Source organism: Agrobacterium sp. (assembly GCF_032092815.1).
Taxonomy (GTDB): domain Bacteria; phylum Pseudomonadota; class Alphaproteobacteria; order Rhizobiales; family Rhizobiaceae; genus Agrobacterium.
In genome coordinates, this window is the sequence record NZ_DAMDBP010000024.1 from 1 (window position 1) to 26,187 (window position 26,187).

Annotated in this window: 23 protein-coding genes; 11 read left to right on the forward strand and 12 right to left on the reverse strand. The window is 54.7% G+C overall.

Annotation, left to right across the window (positions count from 1 at the left end):
• Window positions 1-234: 234 nt before the first annotated feature.
• Window positions 235-1,146, reverse strand: coding sequence for an oxygen-dependent coproporphyrinogen oxidase (gene hemF / locus RT613_RS14870; RefSeq protein WP_313616507.1), 912 nt, complete (start codon window positions 1,144-1,146; stop codon window positions 235-237).
• A 145-nt stretch (window positions 1,147-1,291) separates the two neighbouring features.
• Here hemF and RT613_RS14875 point away from each other — a divergent pair, with 145 nt between their 5' ends.
• Window positions 1,292-1,567, forward strand: a complete 276-nt coding sequence (locus tag RT613_RS14875) for a hypothetical protein (RefSeq protein ID WP_313616508.1) — start codon at window positions 1,292-1,294, stop codon at window positions 1,565-1,567.
• Window positions 1,568-1,582: 15 nt separating this feature from the next.
• Here RT613_RS14875 and RT613_RS14880 read toward each other — a convergent pair whose 3' ends face one another.
• Window positions 1,583-2,041: a tRNA (cytidine(34)-2'-O)-methyltransferase gene (locus RT613_RS14880; protein ID WP_313616510.1), complete on the reverse strand. Its 459-nt coding sequence runs from the start codon at window positions 2,039-2,041 to the stop codon at window positions 1,583-1,585.
• Window positions 2,042-2,421: 380 nt separating this feature from the next.
• Between RT613_RS14880 and RT613_RS14885 the strand changes: the two genes are divergently transcribed.
• Both RT613_RS14885 and RT613_RS14890 read left to right on the forward strand, forming a co-directional pair.
• A complete protein-coding gene (locus RT613_RS14885) occupies window positions 2,422-4,287 on the forward strand; it encodes an ABC transporter ATP-binding protein (protein ID WP_313616512.1) in 1,866 nt (621 codons plus the stop codon).
• A gap of 120 nt (window positions 4,288-4,407) precedes the next feature.
• The gene (locus RT613_RS14890; protein ID WP_313616514.1) at window positions 4,408-6,270 is read left to right on the forward strand and encodes an ABC transporter ATP-binding protein; all 1,863 of its coding nucleotides are present in this window, start codon (window positions 4,408-4,410) and stop codon (window positions 6,268-6,270) included.
• A gap of 32 nt (window positions 6,271-6,302) precedes the next feature.
• On the opposite strand, the gene RT613_RS14895 is transcribed toward RT613_RS14890, so the two are convergent.
• Window positions 6,303-7,238 (reverse strand): endonuclease/exonuclease/phosphatase family protein, encoded by a 936-nt coding sequence (locus RT613_RS14895; RefSeq protein WP_313616516.1) that lies wholly within the window; start codon window positions 7,236-7,238, stop codon window positions 6,303-6,305.
• A 344-nt stretch (window positions 7,239-7,582) separates the two neighbouring features.
• Between RT613_RS14895 and petA the strand changes: the two genes are divergently transcribed.
• From petA to RT613_RS14920, 5 genes are all read left to right on the forward strand, one after another.
• A complete protein-coding gene (gene petA, locus RT613_RS14900; RefSeq protein ID WP_313616517.1) occupies window positions 7,583-8,161 on the forward strand; it encodes a ubiquinol-cytochrome c reductase iron-sulfur subunit in 579 nt (192 codons plus the stop codon).
• Window positions 8,162-8,175: 14 nt separating this feature from the next.
• Window positions 8,176-9,456 carry a cytochrome b gene (locus RT613_RS14905; RefSeq protein WP_313616519.1) on the forward strand — a complete coding sequence of 427 codons (1,281 nt, stop codon included), beginning with the start codon at window positions 8,176-8,178 and terminating at the stop codon, window positions 9,454-9,456.
• A gap of 27 nt (window positions 9,457-9,483) precedes the next feature.
• Window positions 9,484-10,344 carry a cytochrome c1 gene (locus tag RT613_RS14910; RefSeq protein ID WP_313616521.1) on the forward strand — a complete coding sequence of 287 codons (861 nt, stop codon included), beginning with the start codon at window positions 9,484-9,486 and terminating at the stop codon, window positions 10,342-10,344.
• Window positions 10,345-10,484: 140 nt separating this feature from the next.
• On the forward strand, window positions 10,485-10,874 hold the full coding sequence (locus RT613_RS14915) for a GFA family protein (protein ID WP_313616523.1): 390 nt from the start codon (window positions 10,485-10,487) through the stop codon (window positions 10,872-10,874).
• Between the two features lie 114 nt (window positions 10,875-10,988).
• Window positions 10,989-11,531 (forward strand): adenine phosphoribosyltransferase, encoded by a 543-nt coding sequence (locus tag RT613_RS14920; RefSeq protein ID WP_313616524.1) that lies wholly within the window; start codon window positions 10,989-10,991, stop codon window positions 11,529-11,531.
• Between the two features lie 39 nt (window positions 11,532-11,570).
• On the opposite strand, the gene RT613_RS14925 is transcribed toward RT613_RS14920, so the two are convergent.
• Genes RT613_RS14925 through RT613_RS14935 form a run of 3 tightly spaced genes read right to left on the reverse strand, consistent with a single transcriptional unit; the run spans window position 11,571 to window position 13,169 of the window.
• Window positions 11,571-12,188, reverse strand: coding sequence for a class I SAM-dependent methyltransferase (locus RT613_RS14925; protein WP_313616526.1), 618 nt, complete (start codon window positions 12,186-12,188; stop codon window positions 11,571-11,573).
• A 58-nt stretch (window positions 12,189-12,246) separates the two neighbouring features.
• On the reverse strand, window positions 12,247-12,714 hold the full coding sequence (locus RT613_RS14930; RefSeq protein ID WP_313616528.1) for a MaoC family dehydratase: 468 nt from the start codon (window positions 12,712-12,714) through the stop codon (window positions 12,247-12,249).
• Window positions 12,711-13,169 carry a MaoC family dehydratase gene (locus RT613_RS14935; RefSeq protein WP_313616529.1) on the reverse strand — a complete coding sequence of 153 codons (459 nt, stop codon included), beginning with the start codon at window positions 13,167-13,169 and terminating at the stop codon, window positions 12,711-12,713. The genes RT613_RS14930 and RT613_RS14935 overlap by 4 nt, the downstream gene beginning before the upstream one ends.
• A 173-nt stretch (window positions 13,170-13,342) precedes the next feature.
• On the opposite strand from RT613_RS14935, the gene RT613_RS14940 reads away from it, so the two are divergent.
• Complete coding sequence (locus RT613_RS14940) at window positions 13,343-14,488, forward strand: hypothetical protein (RefSeq protein ID WP_313616530.1); 1,146 nt, start codon at window positions 13,343-13,345, stop codon at window positions 14,486-14,488.
• A 77-nt stretch (window positions 14,489-14,565) separates the two neighbouring features.
• Here RT613_RS14940 and ychF read toward each other — a convergent pair whose 3' ends face one another.
• The 5 genes from ychF to RT613_RS14965 all read right to left on the reverse strand — a co-directional run bounded on the left by ychF (window position 14,566) and on the right by RT613_RS14965 (window position 20,701).
• Complete coding sequence (gene ychF, locus RT613_RS14945; protein WP_313616531.1) at window positions 14,566-15,669, reverse strand: redox-regulated ATPase YchF; 1,104 nt, start codon at window positions 15,667-15,669, stop codon at window positions 14,566-14,568.
• A 140-nt stretch (window positions 15,670-15,809) separates the two neighbouring features.
• Window positions 15,810-16,529 (reverse strand): aminoacyl-tRNA hydrolase, encoded by a 720-nt coding sequence (gene pth, locus RT613_RS14950; protein ID WP_313616533.1) that lies wholly within the window; start codon window positions 16,527-16,529, stop codon window positions 15,810-15,812.
• Window positions 16,530-16,597: 68 nt separating this feature from the next.
• Window positions 16,598-17,347 carry a substrate-binding periplasmic protein gene (locus RT613_RS14955; protein WP_313616535.1) on the reverse strand — a complete coding sequence of 250 codons (750 nt, stop codon included), beginning with the start codon at window positions 17,345-17,347 and terminating at the stop codon, window positions 16,598-16,600.
• 20 nt (window positions 17,348-17,367) lie between these two features.
• The gene (locus tag RT613_RS14960; RefSeq protein ID WP_313616537.1) at window positions 17,368-19,755 is read right to left on the reverse strand and encodes an EAL domain-containing protein; all 2,388 of its coding nucleotides are present in this window, start codon (window positions 19,753-19,755) and stop codon (window positions 17,368-17,370) included.
• A gap of 343 nt (window positions 19,756-20,098) precedes the next feature.
• Window positions 20,099-20,701, reverse strand: a complete 603-nt coding sequence (locus RT613_RS14965) for a 50S ribosomal protein L25/general stress protein Ctc (protein WP_313616539.1) — start codon at window positions 20,699-20,701, stop codon at window positions 20,099-20,101.
• Between the two features lie 281 nt (window positions 20,702-20,982).
• Here RT613_RS14965 and RT613_RS14970 point away from each other — a divergent pair, with 281 nt between their 5' ends.
• Together RT613_RS14970 and RT613_RS14975 are read left to right on the forward strand one after the other, a co-directional pair.
• Complete coding sequence (locus tag RT613_RS14970) at window positions 20,983-21,942, forward strand: helix-turn-helix domain-containing protein (RefSeq protein ID WP_313616540.1); 960 nt, start codon at window positions 20,983-20,985, stop codon at window positions 21,940-21,942.
• 210 nt (window positions 21,943-22,152) lie between these two features.
• Window positions 22,153-23,667 (forward strand): aldehyde dehydrogenase family protein, encoded by a 1,515-nt coding sequence (locus RT613_RS14975; protein ID WP_313616541.1) that lies wholly within the window; start codon window positions 22,153-22,155, stop codon window positions 23,665-23,667.
• Between the two features lie 237 nt (window positions 23,668-23,904).
• On the opposite strand, the gene RT613_RS14980 is transcribed toward RT613_RS14975, so the two are convergent.
• On the reverse strand, window positions 23,905-26,175 hold the full coding sequence (locus tag RT613_RS14980; protein ID WP_313616543.1) for a methyl-accepting chemotaxis protein: 2,271 nt from the start codon (window positions 26,173-26,175) through the stop codon (window positions 23,905-23,907).
• Window positions 26,176-26,187: the final 12 nt, after the last annotated feature.

Here is a 26,187-nt window from a genome sequence, read left to right on the forward strand (position 1 = left end):
CGCTCTCGCTGCGACCGTTATCTTCTGGCTATGAGCAATGAGTCCTGACCCTAGGGGTTAGGCTGAAATATTCGTGAGGCTTAACATATATCAATGGTTGTGAAATCCTGTCGCACCATTTTGGGCCTGTTGAACGCAAAAGGGCTGCCGAAGCAGCCCTGAAATTTTACGCGCAAATGCTCTGTTTTATGCCTCCGGCTCGTCTCTTTCTGCCAAAGACTTGCCGTCACTGCGTCAAGGCCAGCGTACAACCGGTGGGAGTGATGATAGAATGGACTCGACATTGCCGCCGGTTTTCAGGCCAAACAGTGTGCCTCGGTCATAAAGAAGGTTGAATTCGACGTAACGTCCGCGCTGGATCAACTGCTCATCACGGTCATTTTCGGTCCATGGCGTATTAAAATTGCTGCGGACAATCTTCGGGTAAACCATGTTGAAGGCGCGACCGACATCCTGGACAAAGGCGAAGTTGGCGTTCCAGTCACCACGTTCTTCATCCGGGTGCAGCCAGTCGAAAAAGATGCCGCCAATACCGCGTGGCTCATTGCGATGTTTGACGAAGAAATAGTCGTCACACCATTTTTTATAATTGATGTAATCGGCAACCGGGTGACGACGGCAGGTGATTTCCATGGCTTTGTGGAACAGCTGGCTGTCGCCATCCTCCTGCGTGCGGCGGCGTGCCAGCATCGGCGTGAGGTCTGCCCCGCCACCGAACCAGTGGCTCGATGTGACCACCATGCGGGTGTTCATATGCACTGTCGGCACATTGGGATTGACCGGGTGAGCAATCAGAGAAATGCCGGATGCCCAGAAGGTCGGGTCTTCTTCAGCACCTGGTATCTGCGAGCGGAAATCGGGCGAAAACTCGCCATGCACTGTTGAGGTGTGCACGCCAACCTTTTCAAACACACGGCCTTCCATCATCGACATGCGCCCGCCACCGCCGGCCCCACCATCGCGTTTCCAGTCCTTGGCGACGAAATAGCCGGGCTCCTGATCGGACAGTGGTCCTTGAAGATCCCGTTCCAGATTTTCAAAAGAGGCGCAGATCGTGTCGCGCAGGCTTTCAAACCAGGCGCGGGCCGCTTCCTTCTTGTCCTCAATGTCTTCTGGCAAGCCCTTGGGCATTTGCGGCCGGTCCATGTCCGCTCTCCTGCATGTTTTGCGCGCGAACGCCTGACGTTGATTCGCCATTAGTGTCGCCGCTTTATCAGGCGCGAGGCTTGCGCACAATTTCGACTCGCCAATCGGCTATTGGCAGAATATCGTAGCGGCAGAGGTGAATGTCATGACGAAATTTACCGGACCGCCACCGCTGGACGGCCTGAAACGGCGTATCAATGCCCACCGCAGGGAACAAGCCCTTGTCGGGGAGGGCGCAAAAAAACACGGAATGTTCGTGCGTCAGACATTTTGTCTCACCCGCGAGGATGCACGTGCAAAGGCGCGGGAATGGTTCGACCGTTTTCCCAAGGCTGCTTACTGGACCGAAGTGGAAAGCTGGCGACAGCTCGAGGGTGATCGCATCGAATTTACCATGCGCCGCCTGCCATCCGCCGACTGAGAGCCCAAAACAGATTTAGAAGCCCACCTGCCGCAGCACTTCGCCCGTAATCATTGCCGCTGACATTGCGACATTGATAGAGCGTTGTCCTTCGACCATAGGAATGATGATACGTTCATCGGCCTTTTCATGCACATGATCAGGCACGCCAGCACTTTCACGTCCAAACAGTAGAATGTCATCTTGACGGTAGGTCACGTCAGTATAGGGCAGGGCGGCCTTGGTGGAGGCCAGAACCAGCCTGCGTCCGGTTGTTGCGCGCCACTCTTCAAAATGTGTCCAGCTTATGTGTCGTGTCAGGGCGGCAACGGCCAGATAATCCATGCCGGCGCGTTTCAGATTGCGGTCGGAAATATCAAAACCGGCCGGTTCAATGATGTCGACGGCAATGCCGAGACAGGCCGACAATCTGAGGATCGTGCCGGTGTTGCCGGGAATATCGGGTTGATAAAGAGCAATCCTGATGTCGGGCATGTCGTTTTCCAAAAGGCGATAAAGGCCACGCGGTTACCACGGTAAATTGTGCCTGAAAAGTCACAACGATGGTTCAGGGCGGTGTCATATTCTCAAAGGTTGTATTCTGGCCCCTAGGCAGAGAACGTTTTTTGATCTAAAAGGTCGCATCTTCAACGCCAAAAAGGGAGGATCATCATGAATATGTCTATTCGCCGTTTCCTCCCGTTTCCTGTGGGCTTTATTCGAGCCTGAGGCGTTAACGCGGGACTTACGCGGTTTCTCTCTCTTTTCAGTATCGTCATGTGGCTGTTGCGGCCGCATTCCATGATTTTCCCGTCCGCGAATCCGGCTTGGTCCGTGGTTTCGCATTTCGGGTGCATTTTCTTCGGAGCTTGGCCATGTTCGGCTGGTTTGAAAAACGTCTTGATCCATTTCCTTCTTCGACGCCGGTTGCGCCGGCCCCGAAGTTGCTGCCCTTCCTGTGGCATTACACGAAACCGGCTGCACCCTGGTTGCTGCTGCTTGGTCTGATGTCCATGGGCATCGCCATTGCCGAAGTCATGCTCTACCAGTTTCTCGGCAATATCGTGGACTGGCTGTCGACGGCAAATCGCGAAACATTTCTGCAGGATGAGGGCTGGCATCTGATTGCCATGGCCGCGCTTGTTCTGGTGGCCCTGCCACTGATGGGCGCGCTGCACACCATGACGATGCACCAGACGCTGGCTGGCAATTTTGGCATGATTGCCCGTTGGCAGATGCACCGGTTTCTGCTGCGTCATTCGATGACCTTTTTTGCCAATGAGTTTGCCGGACGTGTGTCCACCAAGGTGATGCAGACGGCGCTTGCCATTCGTGAAGTGGCGCTCAAGGTTATCGACGTGTTCGTCTATGCGATCAGCTTTGTGGGTTCGATGCTGTTTCTTGTGGCGGCAGCCGACCTCAGGCTGGTGGTGCCGCTGCTGTTATGGCTTTGTTTTTATCTGCTTATCCTGACCTATTTTGTGCCGAAACTTGGACGTCTGGCCAAGGAGCAGGCCGATGCGCGCTCGTTGATGACGGGTCGTATCGTTGACAGCTACACCAATATCTCGACCATCAAGCTGTTTTCGCATGCGGGACGCGAAGAGGTATATGCGCGTGACGGGATGAACATGTTTCTGGAAACCGTGCATCGCCAGATGCGCAAGATTTCTGGTTTCAACATCCTGATCGATATCAACAACGCATTCGTGCTGTTTTCGACCTCGGCGCTTGGCCTCTATTTCTGGCTGAACGGTTCGGTGACGACGGGTGCGGTTGCTGTGGCGATTGGTCTTTCCATGCGCGTCAACGGCATGTCGCAGTGGATCATGTGGGAAGTCACGTCGCTGTTTGAAAACATCGGTACCGTTTATGACGGCATGGGCATGATGACCAAAGCGCATGATATCGTCGACAAGGTAGACGCACCTGCACTGGCAGCACCACGCGGTGCAATCAGCTACGACCGTGTTCAGTTCCACTATGGCAAGACACGGGTGGCTGGTGCGAAAGGCGTGATCGACAATCTGACGCTGGATATCAGTGCCGGTGAAAAGGTTGGTCTGGTTGGTCGCTCCGGTGCTGGCAAGACCACGCTGATGAACCTGCTTTTGCGGTTCTATGATCTCGAAGACGGGCGTATCACCATTGACGGACAGGACATTTCCACCGTCTCGCAAGATAGCCTTCGTTCGCTGATCGGCGTGGTGACGCAGGATACCTCGCTTCTGCATCGTTCGATCCGAGACAACATTGCTTACGGTCATCCCGAGGCAACGGATGCGCAGATCATCGAGGCGGCCAAACGCGCCAATGCATGGGACTTCATCGAAACGCTGGAGGACATGCATGGTCGCAAGGGTCTGGATGCGCAGGTGGGTGAGCGCGGTGTCAAGCTTTCGGGTGGTCAGCGCCAGCGTATCGCCATTGCCCGTGTGTTCCTGAAAGACGCACCGATCCTCATTCTGGACGAAGCAACTTCGGCGCTGGATTCGGAGGTGGAGGCAGCCATTCAGGAAAACCTGTTTGCGCTGATGCAGGGCAAGACGGTGATTGCGATTGCCCACCGGCTGTCGACGCTGACGGAAATGGACCGGCTGATCATCATGGATCGTGGCCACATCGTGGAAGCCGGTTCGCACAGTGAACTGGTCGAAAAGGGCGGCATCTATGCCGATCTGTGGCATCGCCAGTCCGGCGGCTTCATCGCCGACAATGAAGATGATGTTGCAGCTGAGTGATTTTCGTCAAGACTATGAAAAGGGCGGGGTGTTTCCTCGCCCTTTTTCTTTTTGATCATTACCAAAATATAAGGTGGCAGGCCGCTTTGCCTGCCGGTTGAAAAAGCCTATATCCGAAACATGGTGATTTCGAAGCTCTTCAACTTTTTCGAGAACTGGATTCAGCCTTTTGCCCGCAAGGACGATTTAAGGCCACCCGAGAGCACATCCGGTTTCATCTGGTTTTATATTTCTCAGGCTAAGGCACCCTTTATCGCGATGCTGGTGCTGGGAGGCATGACGGCGGCCATTGAGGCTGCACTCTTCTGGTTCGTTGGCCGGCTTGTTGACGTGCTTGCCACGGTCAAGCCCGGTGATGGCTGGGCCGGCCTGTTGAGCCAGCATGGCCCTGAACTGGTTGGCATGCTGATCCTGATCGCCGTTGTCCGATTTGTGGTGGCGCTGCTGACAGCGCTCACCGATCAACAGATCATCACACCCGGTTTCTACAACCTGGTGCGTTGGCAGTCCTACATGCATGTGGCACGGCAATCGCTGAGCTTCTTCCAGAATGATTTTTCCGGCCGCATCGTCACCAAGGTGTGGTCCGGCGGGCAGGCCACCGGCGACCTGGTGACATCGCTGATGGAAAGCGTGTGGTTTGTCGGCATTTATTCGGTTTCGACACTGTTCCTGATCGGCGGGCTGGACTGGCGCCTTGCGGGGGTGATTTTTGTCTGGGTGGGGATTTTCTCGCTGCTGGCACGTTATTTCGTGCCGCGTATTCGCTACCATTCCAAGGAAACGGCCGAAGCCGCCTCCATGTTGAGTGGTCGCATGGTGGATGCCTATAGTAACATCCAGACGCTGCGCCTGTTTGGCCGTGATGATGCCAATGACCGCTATATGCGGCAGGGTTTTGATATTTTCCAGCAGACCACTTTGACCTTTACCCGGTTCATCACCGGCGTGCGCGCTTCCATGGCGCTGCTGTCGGGTGTGATGATCACCTCGATGGCGGCTCTGTGTATCGACCTTTGGCTGGATGGCCGGATAAGCTCTGGGGCTGTTGCATTCACTTTGGCGCTGGTGCTGCGCCTCAACTTCCTGCTTGGCCGCCTGATGACGCAATTTAATGGCATCATGCGCAATTTCGGCACCGTGCAAAATGCCGCCGAACTTATTTCCAAGCCGATTGATCTTGTTGATGCGCCCAAGGCCGCTGATCTGGTGGTGCGTAAACCACAGATCCGCTTTGACAATGTCTGCTTCCATTATGGAAGTGGCAAGTCGGTGATCGACAATCTCAATCTATCTATCGCAGCGGGTGAGAAAGTCGGCATCGTTGGGCGTTCCGGTGCGGGCAAGTCGACGCTTGTCAATCTTCTGCTGCGCTTTTACGACGTCGAAAGTGGCCGCATTCTGATCGATGGGCAAGATATTGCCGAGGTGACGCAGGAAAGCCTGCGGGCCCATATCGGCATGGTGACACAGGATACCTCGCTTCTGCACCGTTCCATCCGGGAAAACATCATGTTTGGACGGACGGATGCTTCCGAGGTACAATTGCAAGAAGCGGTGCGTCGCGCAAAGTCAGATGATTTTATTGCGAGACTGGAGGACCAGCGCGGTCGGCGCGGTTTTGACGCCCATGTCGGCGAACGCGGTGTCAAACTGTCCGGTGGGCAGCGTCAGCGTATCGCCATTGCCCGGGTGATGTTGAAGGATGCGCCAATCCTCGTTCTGGATGAGGCCACATCAGCCCTCGATTCTGAAGTAGAGGCTGCCATTCAGAGCAATCTCGACGAGTTGATGCAGGGCAAGACCGTCCTTGCCATTGCACACCGCTTGTCGACCATCGCAGCCCTCGACCGGCTGATTGTGATGGACAATGGCCGCATCGTGGAGCAGGGAACCCATAACCAGCTGATCGGGCAGGGCGGTCTTTACGCCAGCCTCTGGCAGCGCCAGTCCGGCGGTTTCCTGGCCGCAGATGTGATGTGATAGTTTGCTTCTAGCGCTGCTGGCTCACCGCTTTACTGCCTTTGAATGTTAAATTCAGCCTCAAGACCATAATGGTTGGAGCCCATGGCATCCGGCAGGCGTGTCAGACTGGTCATGGTCGCCGGCATGCGCGAAAAAACATGGTCGATTGGTATTCCGAAATGTCCAGCTTCGATGGGCCAGGTTGCCGGCTCGAAATTCGAGACATGCAAGTTGTTGCGTTGCTGAAAACGGCGCATGTCCGGTGCGATGGCTGATGAATTGAAATCACCACCAACGATCAGTGGGCCCTGCAGAGCACGCATGATGCGTGATGCAACGTGCAATTCCTCTTCATGATAATCATCAAAATACGGTTTGGTCACATGCAATGCGACAAGATTGATGGTGGTGTCAGCTGCGGTGACTTTGGCTACAGCCATACGGTCACGGCGCAAGTCGCTCAAGGTCACGAACCTTGCGTCTTCCAGCGGATATTTTGAAAAGACCAGCAGGTCGCACGTTTCCGTCGCCACCATGCAGCCGATCCTGTGTGGATAGGCTTCTGCGATACGAGCGAGATAAGGGGCGAGTGGCGCACCTTCCATGACATAGACCACATCAGCGCCGGAGCGGGCGATGAAGTCCGCTATACGTGCGCCGTTGACGTAATTATCGCCCAGCACATTAAACGATATCAATTTGAATGGATGTCCAGTGACGGCTTCTCCTGCAGGCGACACGAATTCATAGCGAAGCATTGTTGCGTGGGCCGACAGTGCTATGGCCCAGGCAAGCAGAAACAGCATGTAACGGCTGCGCAGAACCAGAAAAAAAATGATGGCGGCCACAGCGCCGGTAATGCCTATGTGAAGCTGGAAGCTGTAGGTGAAGGAAAAAAGCCAGAAGTCCTTGATGTAACGAAGGCTTCCCGCACCTAAAAACAATGTCAGTAAAACAGAAAAAATACAAATTAACCGCGTTTTCATCAATCATTCCGAGCCGGTGCGCCAAGCGACTGTTGTTAACATGGGGTATGCATGGGCACAATCAAAGCCAGCAGATGTGACGCGTCTGATTCGTTTGGCGCGCACTCCAGCAATGGCATGAGAACGACACTGTCCCAAATAATACGCTGTGAGCGTTTAATTACGGCCGGATTATGGTGTTCCCTCTTGCCAAAGGCTGGGATATTTTGCGATCAAACAATTATGCGTGAATTCGATTAGCGCATATTGGCCAGGACTTTTTGGGATGGAGTTGTCTTGGATCAAATAGCAGTGGGAGGAATCATGCGATTTTCGGCACATTTAGCGCAGAGGATGGTGTAGCGGTGAGCGAACACGTAACAAATAATCATGCGTCGGGTGAACCTACTCGTCGCGATTTTCTTTATCTAGCAACTGGTATGGCGGGTGTTGTCGGGGCTGCGGCTGTTGCATGGCCGTTTATTGATCAGATGCGTCCAGATGCATCGACGTTGGCTCTTGCTTCGATTGAAGTCGATGTGTCCAGTCTCGAACCTGGCATGTCGCTGACCGTCAAGTGGCGCGGCAAGCCTGTGTTCATCCGCAACCGTACGGAAAAGGAAATTGAAGAGGCAAAGGCCGTTGCGCTTGCTGACCTCAAGGATCCTGTTGCGCGTAATGCCAACGTTGCCGCCGATGCGCAGGCGACAGACGTTGACCGATCTGCCGGTGAAGGCAAGGAAAACTGGATCGTCATGATCGGCTCCTGCACCCACCTCGGTTGCGTTCCGCTCGGCCAGGCCGGCGATTTCGGCGGATGGTTCTGTCCCTGCCATGGTTCTCACTACGATACGGCTGGCCGTATCCGTAAAGGCCCTGCGCCCGAGAACCTGCATATTCCGACGTTTGCTTTTGCATCCGATACCGTCATCAAGATCGGATAAAGGGACAGAATATAATGAGTGGTCATTCCAGTTACCAACCGTCCACCGGTTTAGAAAGATGGATCGATTCCCGGCTCCCGCTGCCGCGCATGATCTATGACAGTTTTGTCGCCTATCCGGTTCCGCGCAACCTGAACTACGCCTACACCTTCGGTGCCATGCTGTCGGTGATGCTGATCGTGCAGATCCTGACCGGCGTTGTGCTGGCCATGCATTATGCGGCGGAAACAACGGTTGCCTTCAACTCGGTCGAGAAGATCATGCGTGACGTCAACCATGGTTGGCTGTTGCGTTACATGCACGCCAATGGCGCGTCGTTCTTCTTCATTGCGGTTTACCTGCATATTGGCCGTGGTCTTTATTACGGCTCCTACAAGGCGCCACGCGAAATCCTCTGGATCCTCGGCTGTGTCATCTACCTCCTGATGATGGCAACCGGCTTCATGGGTTACGTGCTACCCTGGGGTCAGATGTCATTCTGGGGTGCAACTGTTATCACCGGCTTCTTCTCGGCGTTCCCGTGGGTCGGCGAATGGTTGCAGCAGTTCCTGCTGGGCGGCTTTGCCGTTGATCAGCCAACCCTGAACCGTTTCTTTGCTCTGCACTACCTGCTGCCGTTCATGATTGCCGGTGTCGTTATCCTGCATATCTGGGCACTGCATGTGACCGGTCAGACCAACCCAACCGGTGTTGAGGTCAAAAGCAAGACGGACACCGTTCCCTTTACCCCTTATGCAACACTCAAGGATGCATTCGGCGTATCGGTATTCCTGATCGTTTATGCATGGTTCGTATTCTACATGCCGAACTATCTCGGCCACCCGGACAACTACATCCCGGCGGATGCCCTGAAGACCCCGGCACATATCGTTCCTGAATGGTACTACCTGCCATTCTACGCCATGCTGCGCGCCATCACCTTCAACATCGGCCCCATCGATTCCAAGCTCGGTGGTGTTCTGGTGATGTTCGGTGCGATCATCGTTCTGTTCTTCCTGCCATGGCTGGATACCTCAAAGGTTCGTTCCGCTGTTTATCGCCCATGGTACAAGCTGTTCTTCTGGATCTTCGTTGTTAACGCCATCCTGCTCGGCTGGCTTGGCTCGCGTCCGGCAGAAGGCCTGTATGTTGTCATGTCGCAGCTTGGAACGCTTTATTACTTCGGCTTCTTCCTGGTCATCATGCCGATCCTGGGACTTGTCGAAACACCAAGGCGTATTCCGAACTCGATTACCGAAGCGGTGCTGGAAAAGAGTGGCAAGTCTGCTGCTGCCCCTGCATCTGCCAAGGCGTAACGGTGACGACAGAGAGGAATTGAAATCATGAAAAAGCTTGTATCAAGCGTCCTGTCGTTGACCCTAGCTGTTGGACTTGGCTTTGGTGCCGCCTTTGCGGCGGAAGAAGGACATGAAGAGGGTGGCACGCCGCATTACCCAATTCACAAGCCTCGCAATGTCGACTGGAGCTTTGCCGGACCATTTGGCAAATATGACAAGGGACAGCTTCAGCGTGGCCTCAAGGTTTACAAGGAAGTCTGTTCCGCCTGCCATTCCATGAGCCTTGTGTCTTTCCGCACACTGGAAGATCTGGGCTATTCGGATGATCAGGTGAAGGCATTTGCCAGCGAATATGAAGTGGAGGATGGCCCCAATGGTGATGGTGAAATGTTCACCCGCAAGGCTGTTCCATCGGATCACTTCCCGTCGCCTTACCCGAACAAGGAGGCAGCTGCTGCTTCCAACAACGGTGCGGCACCGCCTGACATGTCTCTGCTTGCCAAGGCACGAGGAGTCGAGCGCGGCTTCCCAACCTTCATCTTCGATATCTTCACGCAGTACCAGGAAGGCGGACCGGATTATATCTATTCGCTGCTGACGGGTTATGTGGAGCCACCTCAGGGTGTCGAAGTGGCTGAGGGCACACACTACAACCCATATTTTGCCAATGCTGCGGCCCTTGCCATGGCACCGCCGATCTCTGACGATCAGGTGACCTATGACGATGGTACGCCGCAGACGCTTGACCAGTATTCCAAGGACGTTTCGGCATTCCTGATGTGGGCTGCCGAACCACATCTGGAAGACCGCAAGCGCACTGGCTTCATGGTCATGGTGTTCCTGGCGATCTTTACAGCCCTTATTTACCTGACAAAGAAGTCGGTTTACGCCAACAAGGAACACTAAGCTCGATAGAGCAGGTGCAAAGACATCAAAGCCCCCATGGTCCACAGGACTATGGGGGCTTTTTCTTTGCGACCAATTGGACGATTGGATTTGTCGCCAGAATCGGGCAGGGCATTGCTTGCAAATTGATGGAGGATGATATGGCGAAGGTTTTTTTGGGTGGATGCCTGTGTGGCGCAGTGCGTTTTGAAGCGCAGGGAGAACCACAAAACCCGCACACATGTTCGTGTGACTGCTGCCAGCGCCATTCCGGTGCAGCGAGCCTGAGCTGGGTGGAGTTTTCACGTGATGATGTGCGCTGGACAGGTCCAGCAGGGCAGCCTTCCGTGTTTCGATCCTCAGATTATTCGTCTCGCGCGTTTTGCGCGACATGTGGCAGCACGCTTGGTGCCATTGATGATGCACCGACCGTTGCGCTGGTATTTGGTGCCTTCGATGACAAGGCGGATACCGCTTTGAAACCAACCGCTCATTCGTTTGAGGATGTCTGCCCATCCTGGGCCAAGATTGAGGGCATGGCTGCGCAGTGATCTGCATGTGCCATGGCTAAAACCTGCACACGCCCTTTTTAGTTGGTTCGGCCGCATTGAGTTGATAATGTGCGGCCAGTTTTTCGATCAATCTCCCATTCAACTGGACTTGTCATGACCGTCATCGCTTCGGAGCTTACTGCTGCCATTCGTTCCATTCCCGACTATCCGAAGCCGGGCATCATTTTCCGCGATATCACCACGTTGCTGGGTAACCCGCGCGCTTTCCGCCGCGCTGTTGATGAGCTGGTACAGCCCTATGCTGGCACCAAGATCGACAAGATCGCCGGTATGGAAGCGCGCGGTTTCATTCTCGGTGGCGCTGTTGCCCACCAGCTCTCTGCCGGTTTTGTGCCTATTCGCAAAAAGGGCAAGCTGCCACACACCACGGTTCGCGTGGCCTATAGCCTGGAATATGGCGTGGACGAGATGGAAATGCATGTCGATGCCGTTCAGCCCGGTGAAAAGGTTATTCTGGTGGATGACCTGATTGCCACCGGCGGCACGGCTGAAGGCGCGATAAAACTTCTGCGCCAGATGGGTGCTGAAATCGTCTCCGCCTGCTTCGTGATAGACCTGCCGGACCTTGGTGGTCGCAAGAAACTCGAAGATCTTGGCGTTGATGTTCGCACGCTGGTCGAGTTCTCCGGTCACTGATATCTCTTCAATGACCGGCCTGTCACGGCGACGGGCCGGTCATTTGCAAGGCAAGCCCATTTGCAAGGCAAGCCATGTCCAGTGCACGCCGAGTGCGACATTTCCGGCTTGAATGGACCCGGTTTCAATCCGTCTGATGAGGTTGAAACCAAGACCTTCCGCAGAGTTGATGGTGTCGTCCGGCGCGATTGGAAAGACGGGACGATCCGCCGGTGCCGGGCCATGGCGCAAAGACATGACCAGCAAACCGTAGGGTTTGATCATCCCGGCAAGGTTGGCCATCGCCAGTGGGCGGCTGGCTTCATTGATATGCTGCCACACACCACACAATGTCATCATGTCAAAAGGCTCGTGACCACGTGCTTTTTCAAGCCCTGGTAAACTGTCATCCAGCCATTCGATCTGTGCAGATGTGTGTTGGCGAATGCCGGCGTCCCGAAGTTCCTTGACCGGTTCTACGGCAAGAACTGTGTGTCCTTTCGCAGCAAACCAGGCGGCATCGCGACCGGTTCCCGCACCTATGTCAGCGATGCGGGATGGTGTGGTGGGCAGAAGATCAAGAACCGGTGCATAGACCTCTGCGCAATCCAGCGCATTGTAGCGGGCGATCAATTCCGGCGTCGCGGCCTTGGCGTAACCCTTGAGGATGTCGTTCATGGATGTCCTCTTGCGGGTTTTGCCGCCGGCAGGTTTATCTTACCCGGACACCTTATCGTTATTCGAACTCCAGCACATTGCTTTCAAAACAAATGACTGTCTCACCCTTCTGGTTCACGCCTTCATTAAAGGTGGTGTTGAGCAGCAGCCCCGGGCGGGACGCCAGAGGCCGGGTTTCGACAAGTGTGACAAAATAGGTGATGTCATCACCGGCATAGACAGGTTTTATCCATTTCAGTTTTCTAAAGCCGGGTGAGGGGCCAAGTTTCGGCGGTTCTATGCCCTCTGCCTTGAGACGTTTTGTTTCCTTGGCCCAAAAAGCCAGGAAAGACTTCATCCAGCCTGATCCGGTATGCCAGCCGGAGGCACACAGGCCGCCGAGTACGGAATTTCGTGCGGCCTCGGCATCGAGGTGAAAGGGCTGCGGATCAAACCTGGAGGCAAAACGGATGATGTCTTCTGCTGAAAAATGCAGTGTTTCCAGTTCAATGCGTGTTCCAGTCGGGGAAAGTTCGGCCAGTCTCATGCGATCTTGCTCCCTTTGTCACGCATGCCGAACATCACGACATGTTCGCCCTGACAAACGATTTCACCGCGCTGGTTTGTCAGCTCATTGCGGAATTTGACGAGACCGATTCCCGGACGGGATGCCAGTGTGCGGTTTTCAATCACCGTTGAATGGCCAGACAGGGTATCACCGGCCAGCACAGGCCGTTTCCAATCCAGAAATTCGATGCCGGGCGAACCTTGGGACGTTGAGTTGGAAATATAGCTGTCACACATCATGCGCATGGAAAGGGCGCAGGTGTGCCACCCTGACGCCGCCAGTCCGCCCAGAATGCTGGCGCGACCAGCTTCTTCCGACAAATGCATGGGCTGCGGGTCAAACTCCGAGGCAAATTCGACGATCTCCTCAGCACTGACAGTCACCGGTGCGAATGGGAACACCCGCTGCGGCGTGAAATCTTCGTAGGCATACATCACTGCTAACACCCTTCCGTCATTATGCGGTCGATATAAATGCATTTTTCCTTTTACGTAAAGGTAATATTGCCCTTTGCAAACTTGACGGAGCTAGTCTGGATTGCTGGTTGTTTATGCAATAGAGCTTTCAGCGGCAGGTTTTGCGTGGTGAGCATCAGCTTGGAAGGCTGTTGCTCAATCTCACGAACCTGCTGGTGGTGGATCAATACGCAGGGCACACAGTGAGCGAACAGGTTCTTTCAGGTATCAAGCGGGCCACAGACGATGGTGTGATTTCAAATGCGCAGGCCGACAGGTTGTTGCCGTATCTTGTCGCAGACAAAAATGCCGGTGCATTTTTCCGTGATGGCGGCGAGGGACATCTGCCTGCCCATTCGGATACGGAAACACCCCGTTTCGTTCGTGGTTTTCACGATATTCTGATCACAATCGGTGTTGTGGTTGTTCTCTTGGGTCTAGGTGGAATTGGATCAGTATTTGCTTTATTCCCGGCAATCATAGTGCTTGCGGAAATTCTTGTGCGCCGCCAACGTTTGGCTTTGCCGGCTGTGGCATTGACGATAGCAACCGCCGTTTCTATTGGCGCTGTTAATGCCGCTCTCTATGATTATTTTGTATCCAGTATCCCCAGGGAAGCCCTTCAAATCTTCCTGATGGTATTGTTGTTTCCGCCTATCATGGCATTATTCTACTGGCGATACAGGGTGCCGCTGGCGTTGGCTGGCCTGTTTGTTGTCGCCGCACTGCTTGCCCTGACGGGCATTTTTGTGGTGATGGAGCAGGTTACGGGCTCGGCAAATGTGGTGAGTGATTATCGCTTGGCGTCGCTGATGATTTTCCTCATCGCAGCACTGAGCCTGTTTGCGCTCGCCATGCGCTACGATCTGTCGGATCGCTACCGTGTGACGCGACGCTCAGACATTGCCTTCTGGCTGCATCTCGCGACGGCACCTGCCTTGCTTTATGCGCTGTTGGCATTTGTTTTCATTCGGTCTGGCGGCAGTCTGTTTCTGGAAGAAGGAAATGGGCTCTACAGCAGCGCTGCCCTGGTCGTCTGCGTCGTCGTTTTGCTGATGCTGATTGGCATTATCATCGACCGGAGAGCCTTCGTTACATCAGGTCTCGTGTCGTTGATTGCCACTGTTGTGGCTGTGCTGCGGCAGGGTGAAATTTCTGGCGGTAATGCCACATTCGCCGCGTTGTTTGCGGTTGGTGTTTTTGTGCTGGTGATTGGTATCGGCTGGTCGTCGTTGCGCCGTGTCATCGTCGCGCAGCTGCCGTCTGGCCTGCAGGAAAAACTGCCACCAGTCATCTGACCCAAGGTCAATGCCATGGAAAAAGCCCGGACCTTTGAGGTGCCGGGCTTTTTAATGCGACCGAATTCGGTATTGCCTCAGGTGTTGAAGCGGAAGTGGATCACGTCGCCATCGTTGACGATGTATTCCTTGCCTTCGTCACGACCCTTGCCGGCTTCCTTGGCGCCAACTTCACCCTTGAAGGCAACATAGTCGTCATAACCAATGGTGAAGGCGCGGATGAAGCCGCGTTCAAAATCCGTATGGATGACGCCGGCAGCCTGTGGAGCCTTGGTGCCACGAACAATGGTCCAGGCGCGGCATTCCTTTGGACCGACCGTGAAATAGGTGATCAGGTCAAGCAGGTGGTAACCGGCGCGGATCAGACGGTCCAGACCGGCTTCTTCCAGGCCAAGCGCTCCAAGGAATTCCTTGGCTTCTTCTTCCGGAAGTTGTGCGACTTCGGATTCTATGGCCGCGGAAATGATGACGCATTCCGCACCCTGTGCCTTTGCCATTTCGGCAACGGCCTTGGTGTGTTCATTGCCGTCAACAGCGTCGGCTTCGGCGACGTTGCAGACGTAGAGAACCGGGTGCGACGTCAGGAGGTTGAGGCTCTTCAGCACTTCGATTTCATCGGCTGCCAGCGTCTTGAGCAGCAGGCGTGCAGGCTTGCCGTCGGTCAGAAGCTTGATGACGGCTTCCATGACCGGCAACTGCGCCAGCGAATCCTTGTCCTTCAAGGTGGCGCGCTTGCGGGTCTGCTCAACGCGGCGCTCAAGGCTTTCAAGGTCAGCCAGCATCAGTTCGGTTTCAATCGTGTCGGCATCGCCAACCGGATTGATACGGCCTTCAACGTGGGTGATGTCATCATCTTCAAAGCAGCGCAACACGTGGACCACGGCGTCCACTTCGCGAATGTTGGCCAGGAACTTGTTGCCGAGGCCTTCGCCCTTGGAGGCACCACGCACCAGACCGGCGATGTCCACGAAGGAGATGCGGGTCGGGATGATTTCCTTGGAACCGGCAATATCGGCCAGCACCTTCATGCGGGCGTCTGGCACGGCAACTTCGCCGGTGTTCGGCTCGATGGTGCAGAACGGGTAGTTGGCGGCCTGAGCCGCTGCTGTTTTTGTCAGTGCGTTGAAGAGCGTGGACTTGCCGACATTTGGCAATCCAACAATACCGCATTTGAAGCCCATGGCTTGAACCTGTCTCTTTTAAGAATTCCGTTGCCCTGCTTTTGCTGAAACGGCACGGCAAGGTCAAGCCTTGTCGCCGCAAACAGCGCCACGGTCGCCCAATTAGGCTGCTTTTGATGATCTGATGGCCACTTGGCGGCTCAGTCCTTCTTGCCGCCGAACATCTTTTTCAGCATCTCGGCCATCGGGCCGGTCTCGGGCAGCTTCATGGGCTGGGCGTGGTTGCGCGCCTGATGAATGTGGGACTTTGCAGCAGGCTTTGCCGGCTTGGACGGTTTTTCTGCCTCAACCTTGCTTCCAGTTGCCAAGGCAAGTTTGTTCATCAGTTGCGAATCTTCGCCCTTGACCAGCATGCTTGCATTGTCGGCAATGGCATCGAGAAGCGGCTCCAGCCAAACCTTGTCGGCTTTCGCAAAATCACCCAGAACGTGGCCATGCACACGCTCCTTGTCGCCGGGATGGCCAATGCCAAGCCGCAGGCGGCGATAATCCTTGCCGCAATGGGCATCGAGAGATTTGAGGCCATTGTGGCCGCCGTGACCGCCAGCGGTCTTGATGCGCACGCGACCGGCCGGCAGATCCAGTTCATCATGGATGGCGATGATGTTGGATGGCCCGAGCTTGTAAAATCGCATGGCTTCGCCAACCGCTTCGCCTGACAGGTTCATGTAGGTCAGCGGCTTCATCAGCAGAACCTTTTCGCCGGCTATTTCACCTTCGGAAGTTTCTGATTTGAATTTTTTCGACCAGGGCGAAAAAGAGGGAAGGCGCTGCAATGCGTCGACAGCCATGAAGCCGATATTGTGGCGGTTTCCAGCATATTGGTTGCCGGGGTTGCCGAGGCCCGCGATGATGATCATTGTTGTCTCATAGTCCGATGATCACGGGCTACAAATGAGCCGGTGAAATGAATGCGATGCGCAAAGTCTTAGGGCGTCTGGGCCGGAAGATGAAGATCGTTGTGAATAATCAGGCCATATTTTTCATAAATCTTGCGCTGCGTGCCGTCGGCAATCAAGTCATCCAAGCGCTTTTGTAGTCGGGCAATGGTGCTGTCCGGCACCGATTTGTTGCAGGCTACACCCAAGGTCTGCTCTGACAGCGTGAAGACTTTTTCGAAGACCGGTGTGCCTTTGGCGATCTTGTTGAAGGTGCTTTCGGACATCGGCATCATGTCAATGCGTCCGGCAAACAGCTTGTTCAAGGTCAGGTTGAAATCGGCGCTGAGGTCGACATTCGGGAATCCCTTTTGGCGCAAAACCGTTTCAGTATAGTCATTGCGTTGGGTGCCAATCCGGTAACTGAACCCTTCACTGATGTGGTTGATTCGGATTTTGGATGATTTGAGTGCAATCAGCACGTTGCGGTCCGTGTGCAGCGGCACGATCCATTTAAACCTGTTTTCGCGCTCGGCGGTTCTGGCTGCGGCAAATACGCAGTGCATGGACTGGGTTTCGGCAAGTGCAATCGCTCGTGCCCAAGGCATGACGGTTGCCTTATAGTCCATGCCCTCCTTGGCCATCATGATTTCCAGTTGCTCCATGAAGACGCCGCCGGGATTGCCTTTGGCATCGGAGAAAGTGTAGGGCGGGTAGTCCTCGGTCGAAAAGGTAAGACTTTCGGAATGCGCAACGTTGGCGAATGCGAATAAAGACAGACAAACAAGCAATCGTTTCATACCGTCCCCCACATTGATCTCTACACTCCTGCACCGATTGTCGGAATCATGGCCGCGGTTTGTGCCGTAAACATCGGCATCAGAGAGGTCATCGGCTGTGGCCGTGCAAAGAGATAACCCTGACCACAATCAACGCCAATTGCCATCAACAACTCCTGCTGTTCACGGGTCTCGATGCCTTCGGCGATTACCGAACAGTTCATCTTGTGCGAGATGGTGCTGATGCCTTCGACCAACATATGGCTTTTTTGGCTGATATCGGCCTCTGGATCCATGATCGATTTGGTGAAGGACTGGTCGATCTTGACGATATCGACCGGGAAACGGTTGAGGTAGCTGAGCGACGAATAACCTGTTCCGAAATCATCCAGCGCAATACGGCATCCAAAATCATGGATGGTATTGAGGATGGTCCTGATCTGCGGATCGTCATTCATCAATACCGCTTCGGTGATTTCAATCACCAGCCGGCTGGCCTGAATGTTGTAACGATAGAGAAGTCCGGCGATGCGGGTTGGCAGGCCCGGCTCGAATTGTTGCGCCGAGAAGTTCACGGCGACATAACAATCCGACAGGTGCGGAATGTTTGTAATTTCCGCCAGATTGGCCAGTGAGTGCTCGAGAATGAGGTTGCCAATCCGGTTGATGGTGCCGGTTTCCTCTGCCACATTGATGATGCCCGCGGGAGGCAGAATGCCCTTGGTAGGGTGGTTGAGGCGCATCAAGGCTTCAAAACCGATGATTTCGCCGCTCTCAAGCCGGACAATCGGCTGAAGATACGCGTCGAACCAGTCATTGGCAATGGCTTGCTCGATGTCGCTTTCGATCTCGGCGCGCTCACGAGCCTTGTCGGTGATCGACGGGTCGAACATCTGAGCGCCATTCTTGCCGCCGCGTTTTCGGCTATACATCGCCATGTCAGAGTTCTGCAGCAGTTCGGCTGCATTGGACGCATGAGTTGGGTAAAGCGCCAGACCGATACTGGCGCTCAGACGCACATTGTTGCCGTGAGTCGAGAAGGGCAGGTTGAAGATGTCGCTGATCTTTTCGCAGAATGCGGTCGCGCGCAGCTCGGTGTTTTCACCAGCCAGAAGAATGGCGAATTCGTCACCGCCGAGGCGCGATGCGCTGTCGTTGGCGTCCAGCAGCGGTTTGATACGCTCTACAAATTCCTGCAGAACCTCATCACCGGCGGCATGGCCCAAACTGTCATTGATTGTTTTGAAACGATCCAGATCGATGAACAGACAGGCGAGTTCGGTGCGGTTCTCATCGGCCTCACGGATTTTTTCATCCAGCATTGCCTCAAAACCCTGACGGTTTAGCAAGCCGGTGAGGTGATCCGAAATGGCCTGATGTTTGTTGCGTTTCTCGGATTGGCGCAGTTCCGTTACGTCGGTCATAACGCTGAGCGATGCCGTGTGGCGACCGGCTTCGATCGAGGTCAGCGACTTTTCCTGGATGAGGACATCCATGGTTTTGCCATCAGCACATTTGAAACGGATGGTAATGTCCGATGCATTCTCGGCAGACGAGGCTGACAGCTTGCGCAAGATGAAGGTCTTGCGATCTTCATCGTCAACAAGATCGGCAAAAGGTTTGCCGATGATGTCGTCCCTGTCATAACCGGTTCTCTGGCTCCAGTAGTCACTGACGGCTGAAATGCGATCGACCTTGTCGAGTGAAAACAACATGGCGGGCGTCAGATTGTAGATCTCCGTGGTGCGTTTATGCGCCTTCTTGATCTCACGCTCTTCCCGTTCAAGCTGGATCTGCATTTCATTGAAGCTTTTGGCAAGGCGGCCCATTTCATCGCTGGAGCGCCAGTCGACATGATGGCGCGAGCCGAGCTGGCGTGTCGCTTCAATGGCGGCTGTCAAACGCAGCAAAGGCTTGATGATCATCAGGCGGTTGCCAACGATGGCGGTGACGAACACCGTCAGGATGGCCAGAATGAATATCGAGATAAAGGCCACTTCGATGCGGCTGAGCGATGAGAAAATGTTGATCGAGGCGTAGTAGATCGTGACGCTGCCGACCGTTTCCATGCCGTTCAGGGTTTTGTAGCTGATGCTTCGGGTGACGGTTTCCGGCTCTTCCGGCACACCTGTGCCAGCGGTCTGTACCAGGTCAAGCTGGCCCGAGGTGTCCTGCACGCGCACCATACGAATGACGGGGTCGGACACCAATGTACCGGTGATCTGGTTGATCGTGTCGTCGTCCATGTCCCAAAGGGGACGGCTGAGTGCCTGCGAGTTTGCGGCCAGAAGGATTTCGATGTGATCGCGCTGGCTTTTGATCGCTTCCTGATAGGACAGGGCGAGCAACAGAGTAAAAAGCGGAGCGACCACAGCCAGCAAGGCTCCAGAGACGATCGCGATGAAACGACTTTCTACCGAATGGGTCATTTTGTTGTATCCAACCCCCGCAACCCCTTGCAATACCGGCTTCCTCCTAACCGGTTGTTCGTCAGATATAAGTACCCCCCAAGCATGTGCTTAAAAATTCCTTTTCATTTTCAAGCATTCAACTTGATGAAAAATGGCTGTCTTAAAATCTTCCGATCATAGTTCCACATAATCATTAAATGATACTGAAATAACTATATTAAAGGTTGATTGAACGCGCTCTGATTGTTGATTTTTTTCTGATCAATATTGGCGTGTATTGTATAATGTTGCCCTGAAACGAAAACACCCTGCTTTCTCGCGAAAGCAGGGTGCTCAATCTGTCAGAAACAGATACGGCCGATTATTCTTCGGACGCAGCTTCTTCTTCAGCGATGCCAGCGGCAGGAGCAACTATGGTTGCAATCGTGAAGTCACGATCGCCGATAACCGGTGTTGCACCCTTTGGAAGCTTCACAGCAGAGATGTGCAGGCTGTCGCCAACCTTGGCGCCAGCGAGGTCAACTGTGAGGAATTCCGGAATGTCGTTGGCAGGAACGTTCAGTTCAACTTCGTGACGAACGATGTTGAGAACAGCGCCGGTCTTGATCGCGGACTTGTCTTCGTTGATGAAGTGAACCGGAACCTGGACGTTGACGGCAGTGTTGCCCGAAACGCGCAGGAAGTCGACGTGCATGGTGAAGTCGCGGACTGGATCAAGCTGGTAAACCTTTGGGAGTACCTTGATCTTCTTGCCGTCGACGTCGATAGTTGCAATCGTCGTCATGAAGCCGCCAGCGTGGATACGCTTGGTTACTTCGTTGGTCGAGAGCGCGATAGAAATTGGGGCCTGCTTGTCACCATAGATGACAGCTGGGATCAAACCGTTGCGGCGAAGTTCACGGGAGGACCCCTTACCGACCCGTTCGCGCGCCTCGGCCTTGAGCTCGTAAGATTCCTTGCTCATGGCTATTCCTTTCGAGGTTGTATGGAGAGTTCCAGGTTGCCAATGCCGCCTGAAACTGGAAACATCAGTGATGTTTCATCCGTGTTGCCTCCAAGGGTGTCTACACGGACAGCGCGCCTATAGTACAAAGCATGTTGAAAGGCAAGCGAAGTGCGGGTTTATTGCACATTGTCCGATATGTTTACGCCGGTGCTGATGACGTTTTCGCGATATCATGTATTTTAGCGTTGAAAGATGATTTCTCTGCATGCACGATCAAGAAGCTTTGGGAGGAGCGAACAATGCAAAATGCCATAGCTCATGCAGACAGGGTCTATGAAAGTGCACGTCAACGTTCTGCTGCAGCAAGTTCACCCATCGTTGCATCCTGGCGCCGCTGCATGACGATGCATCGGCTGGCGCCGGAAGAGGCGCATAAACCGTTGTTTCTGATCGATTCGGAGTTTCAGCAGGCACGACTTGCCGCGGCTGACCTTCTGGTTGAGAGCGCTGATGAGCTGGACCGAATTTTTCAGGCGGTTGGCAAGGCGGGGTGCTGCCTGATGTTGACGGATGCCAAGGGCGTTGCGCTGGAGCGGCGCGGCGCGGCCGGTGACGACAAGGAATTTCGTGAGCTCGGTCTGTGGTCCGGTGCGATCTGGAGCGAAGCGAGCGTCGGCACCAATGGCATTGGTACGGCACTGGCGGATGAACGGGCTGTTGTCGTCTACCGTGACCAGCATTTTTTCACGTCCAACATCGGCCTTTCCTGCACCACTGCGCCAATACGCGATCATATGGGCCACATTGCCGGGGCGCTTGATATTTCGACCTGCCGCGATGACGTCAACGAATTGACGGTGTCCATTCTCACGCAGACGGTGCGTGATGCTGCCCAACGTATCGAAGGCAACTTGTTCCGTCGGGCATTTCCCGAGGCGAGAATCATCATCGTGCCAAATGCCGGCTCGGCAGCGCTGTCGCTGATTGCCGTTGACCATGATGACATCATTCTCGGTGCAACCCGCGCTGCGCGCCAGGTGCTGCGCCTTGATGATGCGCTGATTGCGCAAGGTGTTCCGGCTGTTGATGCGCTTCAGGAGCAACGCGGTGATACACGATCCGACCTTTTGGAGGCGGAGAGGGCGGCTGTACGGCGTGTGCTTTCGCGCGCCAATGGCAATGTGTCCCATGCCGCGACGCTGCTTGGAATAAGCCGGGCAACCTTGCACCGGAAACTGAAAAAGCTCGAAATTCATTAAATCCAAACCGGTTTGGATGGTGAAACTGTGCTTTTGGTGCCTTCGTGACTTGAACGACGAATTCGGGGTAATCCAGCATCTGCTATTGTAGCAGATATGAAACAGTGTGCGGTGCGATATGCGGTGCATCCCCTATCGTGACATGATTTTCAGGCTCATTCTCTCTGCATCGGTTTGTGAGAGCCGCTTTCATCAGGGAGGATGAACTCAATGAATATCCAGGTTCAAAAGATCACCGATAGTCCGTTTAAAACAAAGTACGGCAATTATATCGGCGGAAAATGGGTTGAGCCCAAATCCGGAAAATACATGGACAACCTTTCGCCCGTCACCGGGCAGAAGCTTTGCGAGGTTGCCCGTTCCAATGCTGCGGATATCGAACTTGCAGTTGATGCTGCCCATAAGGCGCGCGCCGCATGGGGCAGAACCAGTGTCGCCGAACGCTCCAATATTCTTTTGAAAATTGCCCAGCGTATCGAAGACAATCTCGACACGATTGCCCGCGCTGAAACATGGGACAATGGCAAGCCGCTTCGTGAAACGACGAATGCCGATATTCCGCTGACCATCGACCATTTCCGTTACTTCGCGGGCTGCATTCGTGCTCAGGAAGGCTCAATCGGCCAGATCGACAATGACACGGTTGCCTATCATTTCCATGAGCCGCTCGGTGTGGTCGGCCAGATCATTCCATGGAACTTCCCGATTCTGATGGCTGCGTGGAAACTGGCTCCTGCACTGGCTGCAGGCAACTGCGTGGTGCTGAAACCCGCTGAGCAGACACCGGCCTCCATCCTCGTGGTGATGGAGTTGATCGAAGATCTGCTGCCTGCCGGTGTGGTCAACATCGTCAACGGCCTCGGCACGGAAGCCGGCAAGCCGCTGGCGCAAAGCAACCGCATTGCCAAGATTGCCTTTACCGGTTCGACCTCTGTCGGCAAGGAAATCATGCGTTATGCTGCTGACAACGTCACCAACATCACGCTGGAACTGGGTGGCAAATCGCCCAACATCTTCTTTGCCGATGTGATGAATGAAGACGACGCATTCCTCGATAAGGCACTCGAAGGTTTTGCATTCTTTGCGCTGAACCAGGGTGAAGTCTGCACATGCCCATCGCGCGCCCTGGTGCATGAATCGATCTATGACCGCTTCATGGAAAAGGCCGTCAAACGCGTTGAGGCCATCAGCCAGAACGATCCGCTTGATCCATCGACGATGATTGGCGCACAGGCCTCTCAGGAGCAGTTCGACAAGATCATGGGTTATCTTGAAATTGGTCGCAAGGAAGGCGCCAAGGTGCTGACCGGTGGGGACAAGAAGTCTCTGCCTGGCAACCTCAAGGACGGATATTATATTCAACCGACGATCTTTGAAGGCAACAACAAGATGCGGGTTTTCCAGGAGGAAATCTTCGGTCCTGTTGTGTCGGTTACCACCTTCAAGACAGTGGAAGAGGCAATCGAGATTGCAAATGACACGGTCTATGGTCTGGGTGCCGGTGTGTGGAGCCGTGATACCAATCTCGCATACCGCGCTGGTCGTGGCATCGAGGCTGGCCGCGTATGGACCAATTGCTACCATGCCTATCCGGCTGGCGCAGCATTTGGTGGCTACAAACAGTCGGGTATCGGTCGTGAGACACACAAGATGATGCTCGACCACTACCAGCAGACCAAGAACCTTCTGGTCTCCTACAGCCCGAACAAGCTTGGGTTCTTCTAAAACCCGCAGACCAGAAGCACGTTGCGTCGCCTTTCAGGTTACGCAACGTGCAGAATATCCTCCCCGGAAGCCGGTGGCGTCCCCACCGGCGTGCCGCCGGAGATTGCGGTCTCCGGCAGCCCGGTCCAGACCTACGGATCGACAGAGGTTCGTGGTGTGGCAAGAGGACATGTTTCAATGCAAAAAGGCCGGAGTGGATGCTCCGGCCTTTTTGCTGATTGGTCTTCTGATCGCGTTTTATGCCGCGTAACGGCTTTCGTTCTGAGCCTGACGACGCACGGAGAACTGGCTGATCTGGGCGTTGAGGTTATCTGCCTCATTGGCCAGGGCAAAGGCCGACGCCGTTGTTTCTTCAACCATGGCCGCGTTCTGCTGGGTTACCTGATCGAGAGAGTTGACGGAGGCGTTGATCTCGCCCAGACGCAGTGACTGGTCACGCGATGCGGTGGCAATGGCGCCGATATGATCGTTGACCGACTGGATGCGACCCTGAATGTGTTCAAGGCTTTCACCGGTTTTCAGAACCAGCGCCACGCCACCTTCAACGTCCTGAGCGGAGGCCGCAATCAGTTGCGTGATGTCGCGTGCAGCAGCGGCAGACTTCTGCGCCAATTCGCGCACTTCCTGTGCCACCACGGCAAAGCCCTTGCCAGCTTCACCAGCGCGTGCAGCCTCTACACCGGCATTGAGTGCCAGAAGGTTGGTCTGGAAGGCGATCTGGTCGATCACATCGATGATCTGGCGGATCTTGGAGGATGAGGATTCAATGCGTTCCATCGCGACAATGGCTTCACGTACCACTTCGGTCGACTTGTGCGCACCATCCATGGTTTCTGCCGTTGCCTCAACGGCAATGTTGCAGCGGTTGAGGGCGTCATTGACGGCCTGGGTCATGTCACCCAGTGCAGCTGCAGCTTCTTCGAGGGCAGCAGCCTGACGTTCCGTTCTGTGCGACAGATCCTGCGAAGCGCTTTTCAGTTCGCCGGAGCCGGCATGAATGGTGTTTGCGCTGCTGCCAATATTGGCAATGGTGGCTTCAAGACCCGCAACCGAGTTATTGAAGTCGACACGCAGGTGATCGAGAGATGGAACGAATGGGCGGTCGATGCGCAGATCAAGCTTGCCATTGGCAAGGTTGGCAAGGCCGGTTGCCAATGCGGACACGGCATCTTCCAGTTCCTTGGCACTGCGCGCCTTTTCGGTTTCGCGCTGCTGGCGTTCTTCATCCAGTTCTTCGCTCTTGCGGGCCGAATCTTCTTCCATGCGTTCTTTTTCGATCAGACCCTGACGGAAGGATTCGAGTGCCTTGGCCATCACGCCGATTTCATCACCGCGAGAAACGGCCTTGATGTCGATGGACTTGTCACCTTCGTTCAGACGGTTCATCAGCTTTGCAAGCTCGGTCAACGGCTTGGTGAGGCCGGACGACACGAGAATGCCGACAAGGGTCATGATGCCAAGCACGGCCAGTGTGGCGATGAAGGCAGAGAAGGCGAGATGGTTGGCGGAGGCCAGAACCTTGCTTTCTGCCTGACCGGTTGCCAGCAGGTGCTTCTCACCAAAAATGGTGACGGGCGCATAGGCATAGAAGGTGTGATTTTTGCCGTTGCTGGCAAAGACAGAGCCTGTTTCGCCGCTTGCTGCAGCTGTGACCAGTTCCTGCGGTACGGATGCGTCCGCGCCACCTGAGAGAATGCCGGAGCGGAAGGCGCCCTTGTCGTTCAGCAGGAATGCGTCATCGATCGAGGTGCCGATGCCATCCGGTGTAACGACGGAGGCAACACGATCAGCCGAAATGCGAACGATGACGATGCCTTTGCGCAGAACCTGTCCCCAGGACGAGATGGCCAGTGGCATGCCGATGTAGGTGGAGGCTTCAGGGCCAGTGCCGCTGAATGTCGATCTGTGAACGACGCCATCCTGACCGGCGGCGATACGATCATGCAGTTCCTTGATCGCCTCATTGCCCGGTTCGGAAATGTTGGTGAGGAAGTTCTTTTCCTTGGCGACTGAGTAGATGATCAGACCATTCTTGTCGATGACATAGATATCGCTGACCTTGGCATTGCGCCAATTGCTGGCTACGGTGCCGTTGATGGTTGCGTGCTGGATGCCGTAGAGCAGCTTCAGCTTCTCGCCATCGAAAGCAACGCGCTCTTCAACGGGGATGTCGGTACGGCGGAAGGATTTGATGACATCATCACGCTCGGTGGTGATGATGTTGGTCATCGTTTCTGCGGCCTGCGCCAATGCACTGTTCTGGGCAAGTTCGGCAAGCGTCTGTTCTACACGGTCTGTGTAGGCGGCAAGCTGTTTGGCCTGATTTTGCTCGACGGTTTCGAGGCGCAATTTGCTTGCATCAATCAGGCCCGCCTTACCAGTCTGGTAGGACAAAAGGCCGACCGAAAGACAAGAAACCAGCGTTGCACCCGTCACCAATGCTGCAAATTTCGTCTTGATAGACAAGGATTTGCGCTTAGCAGACCCCAGCGATGTGCCAACAGGCATGAACTAACCCCT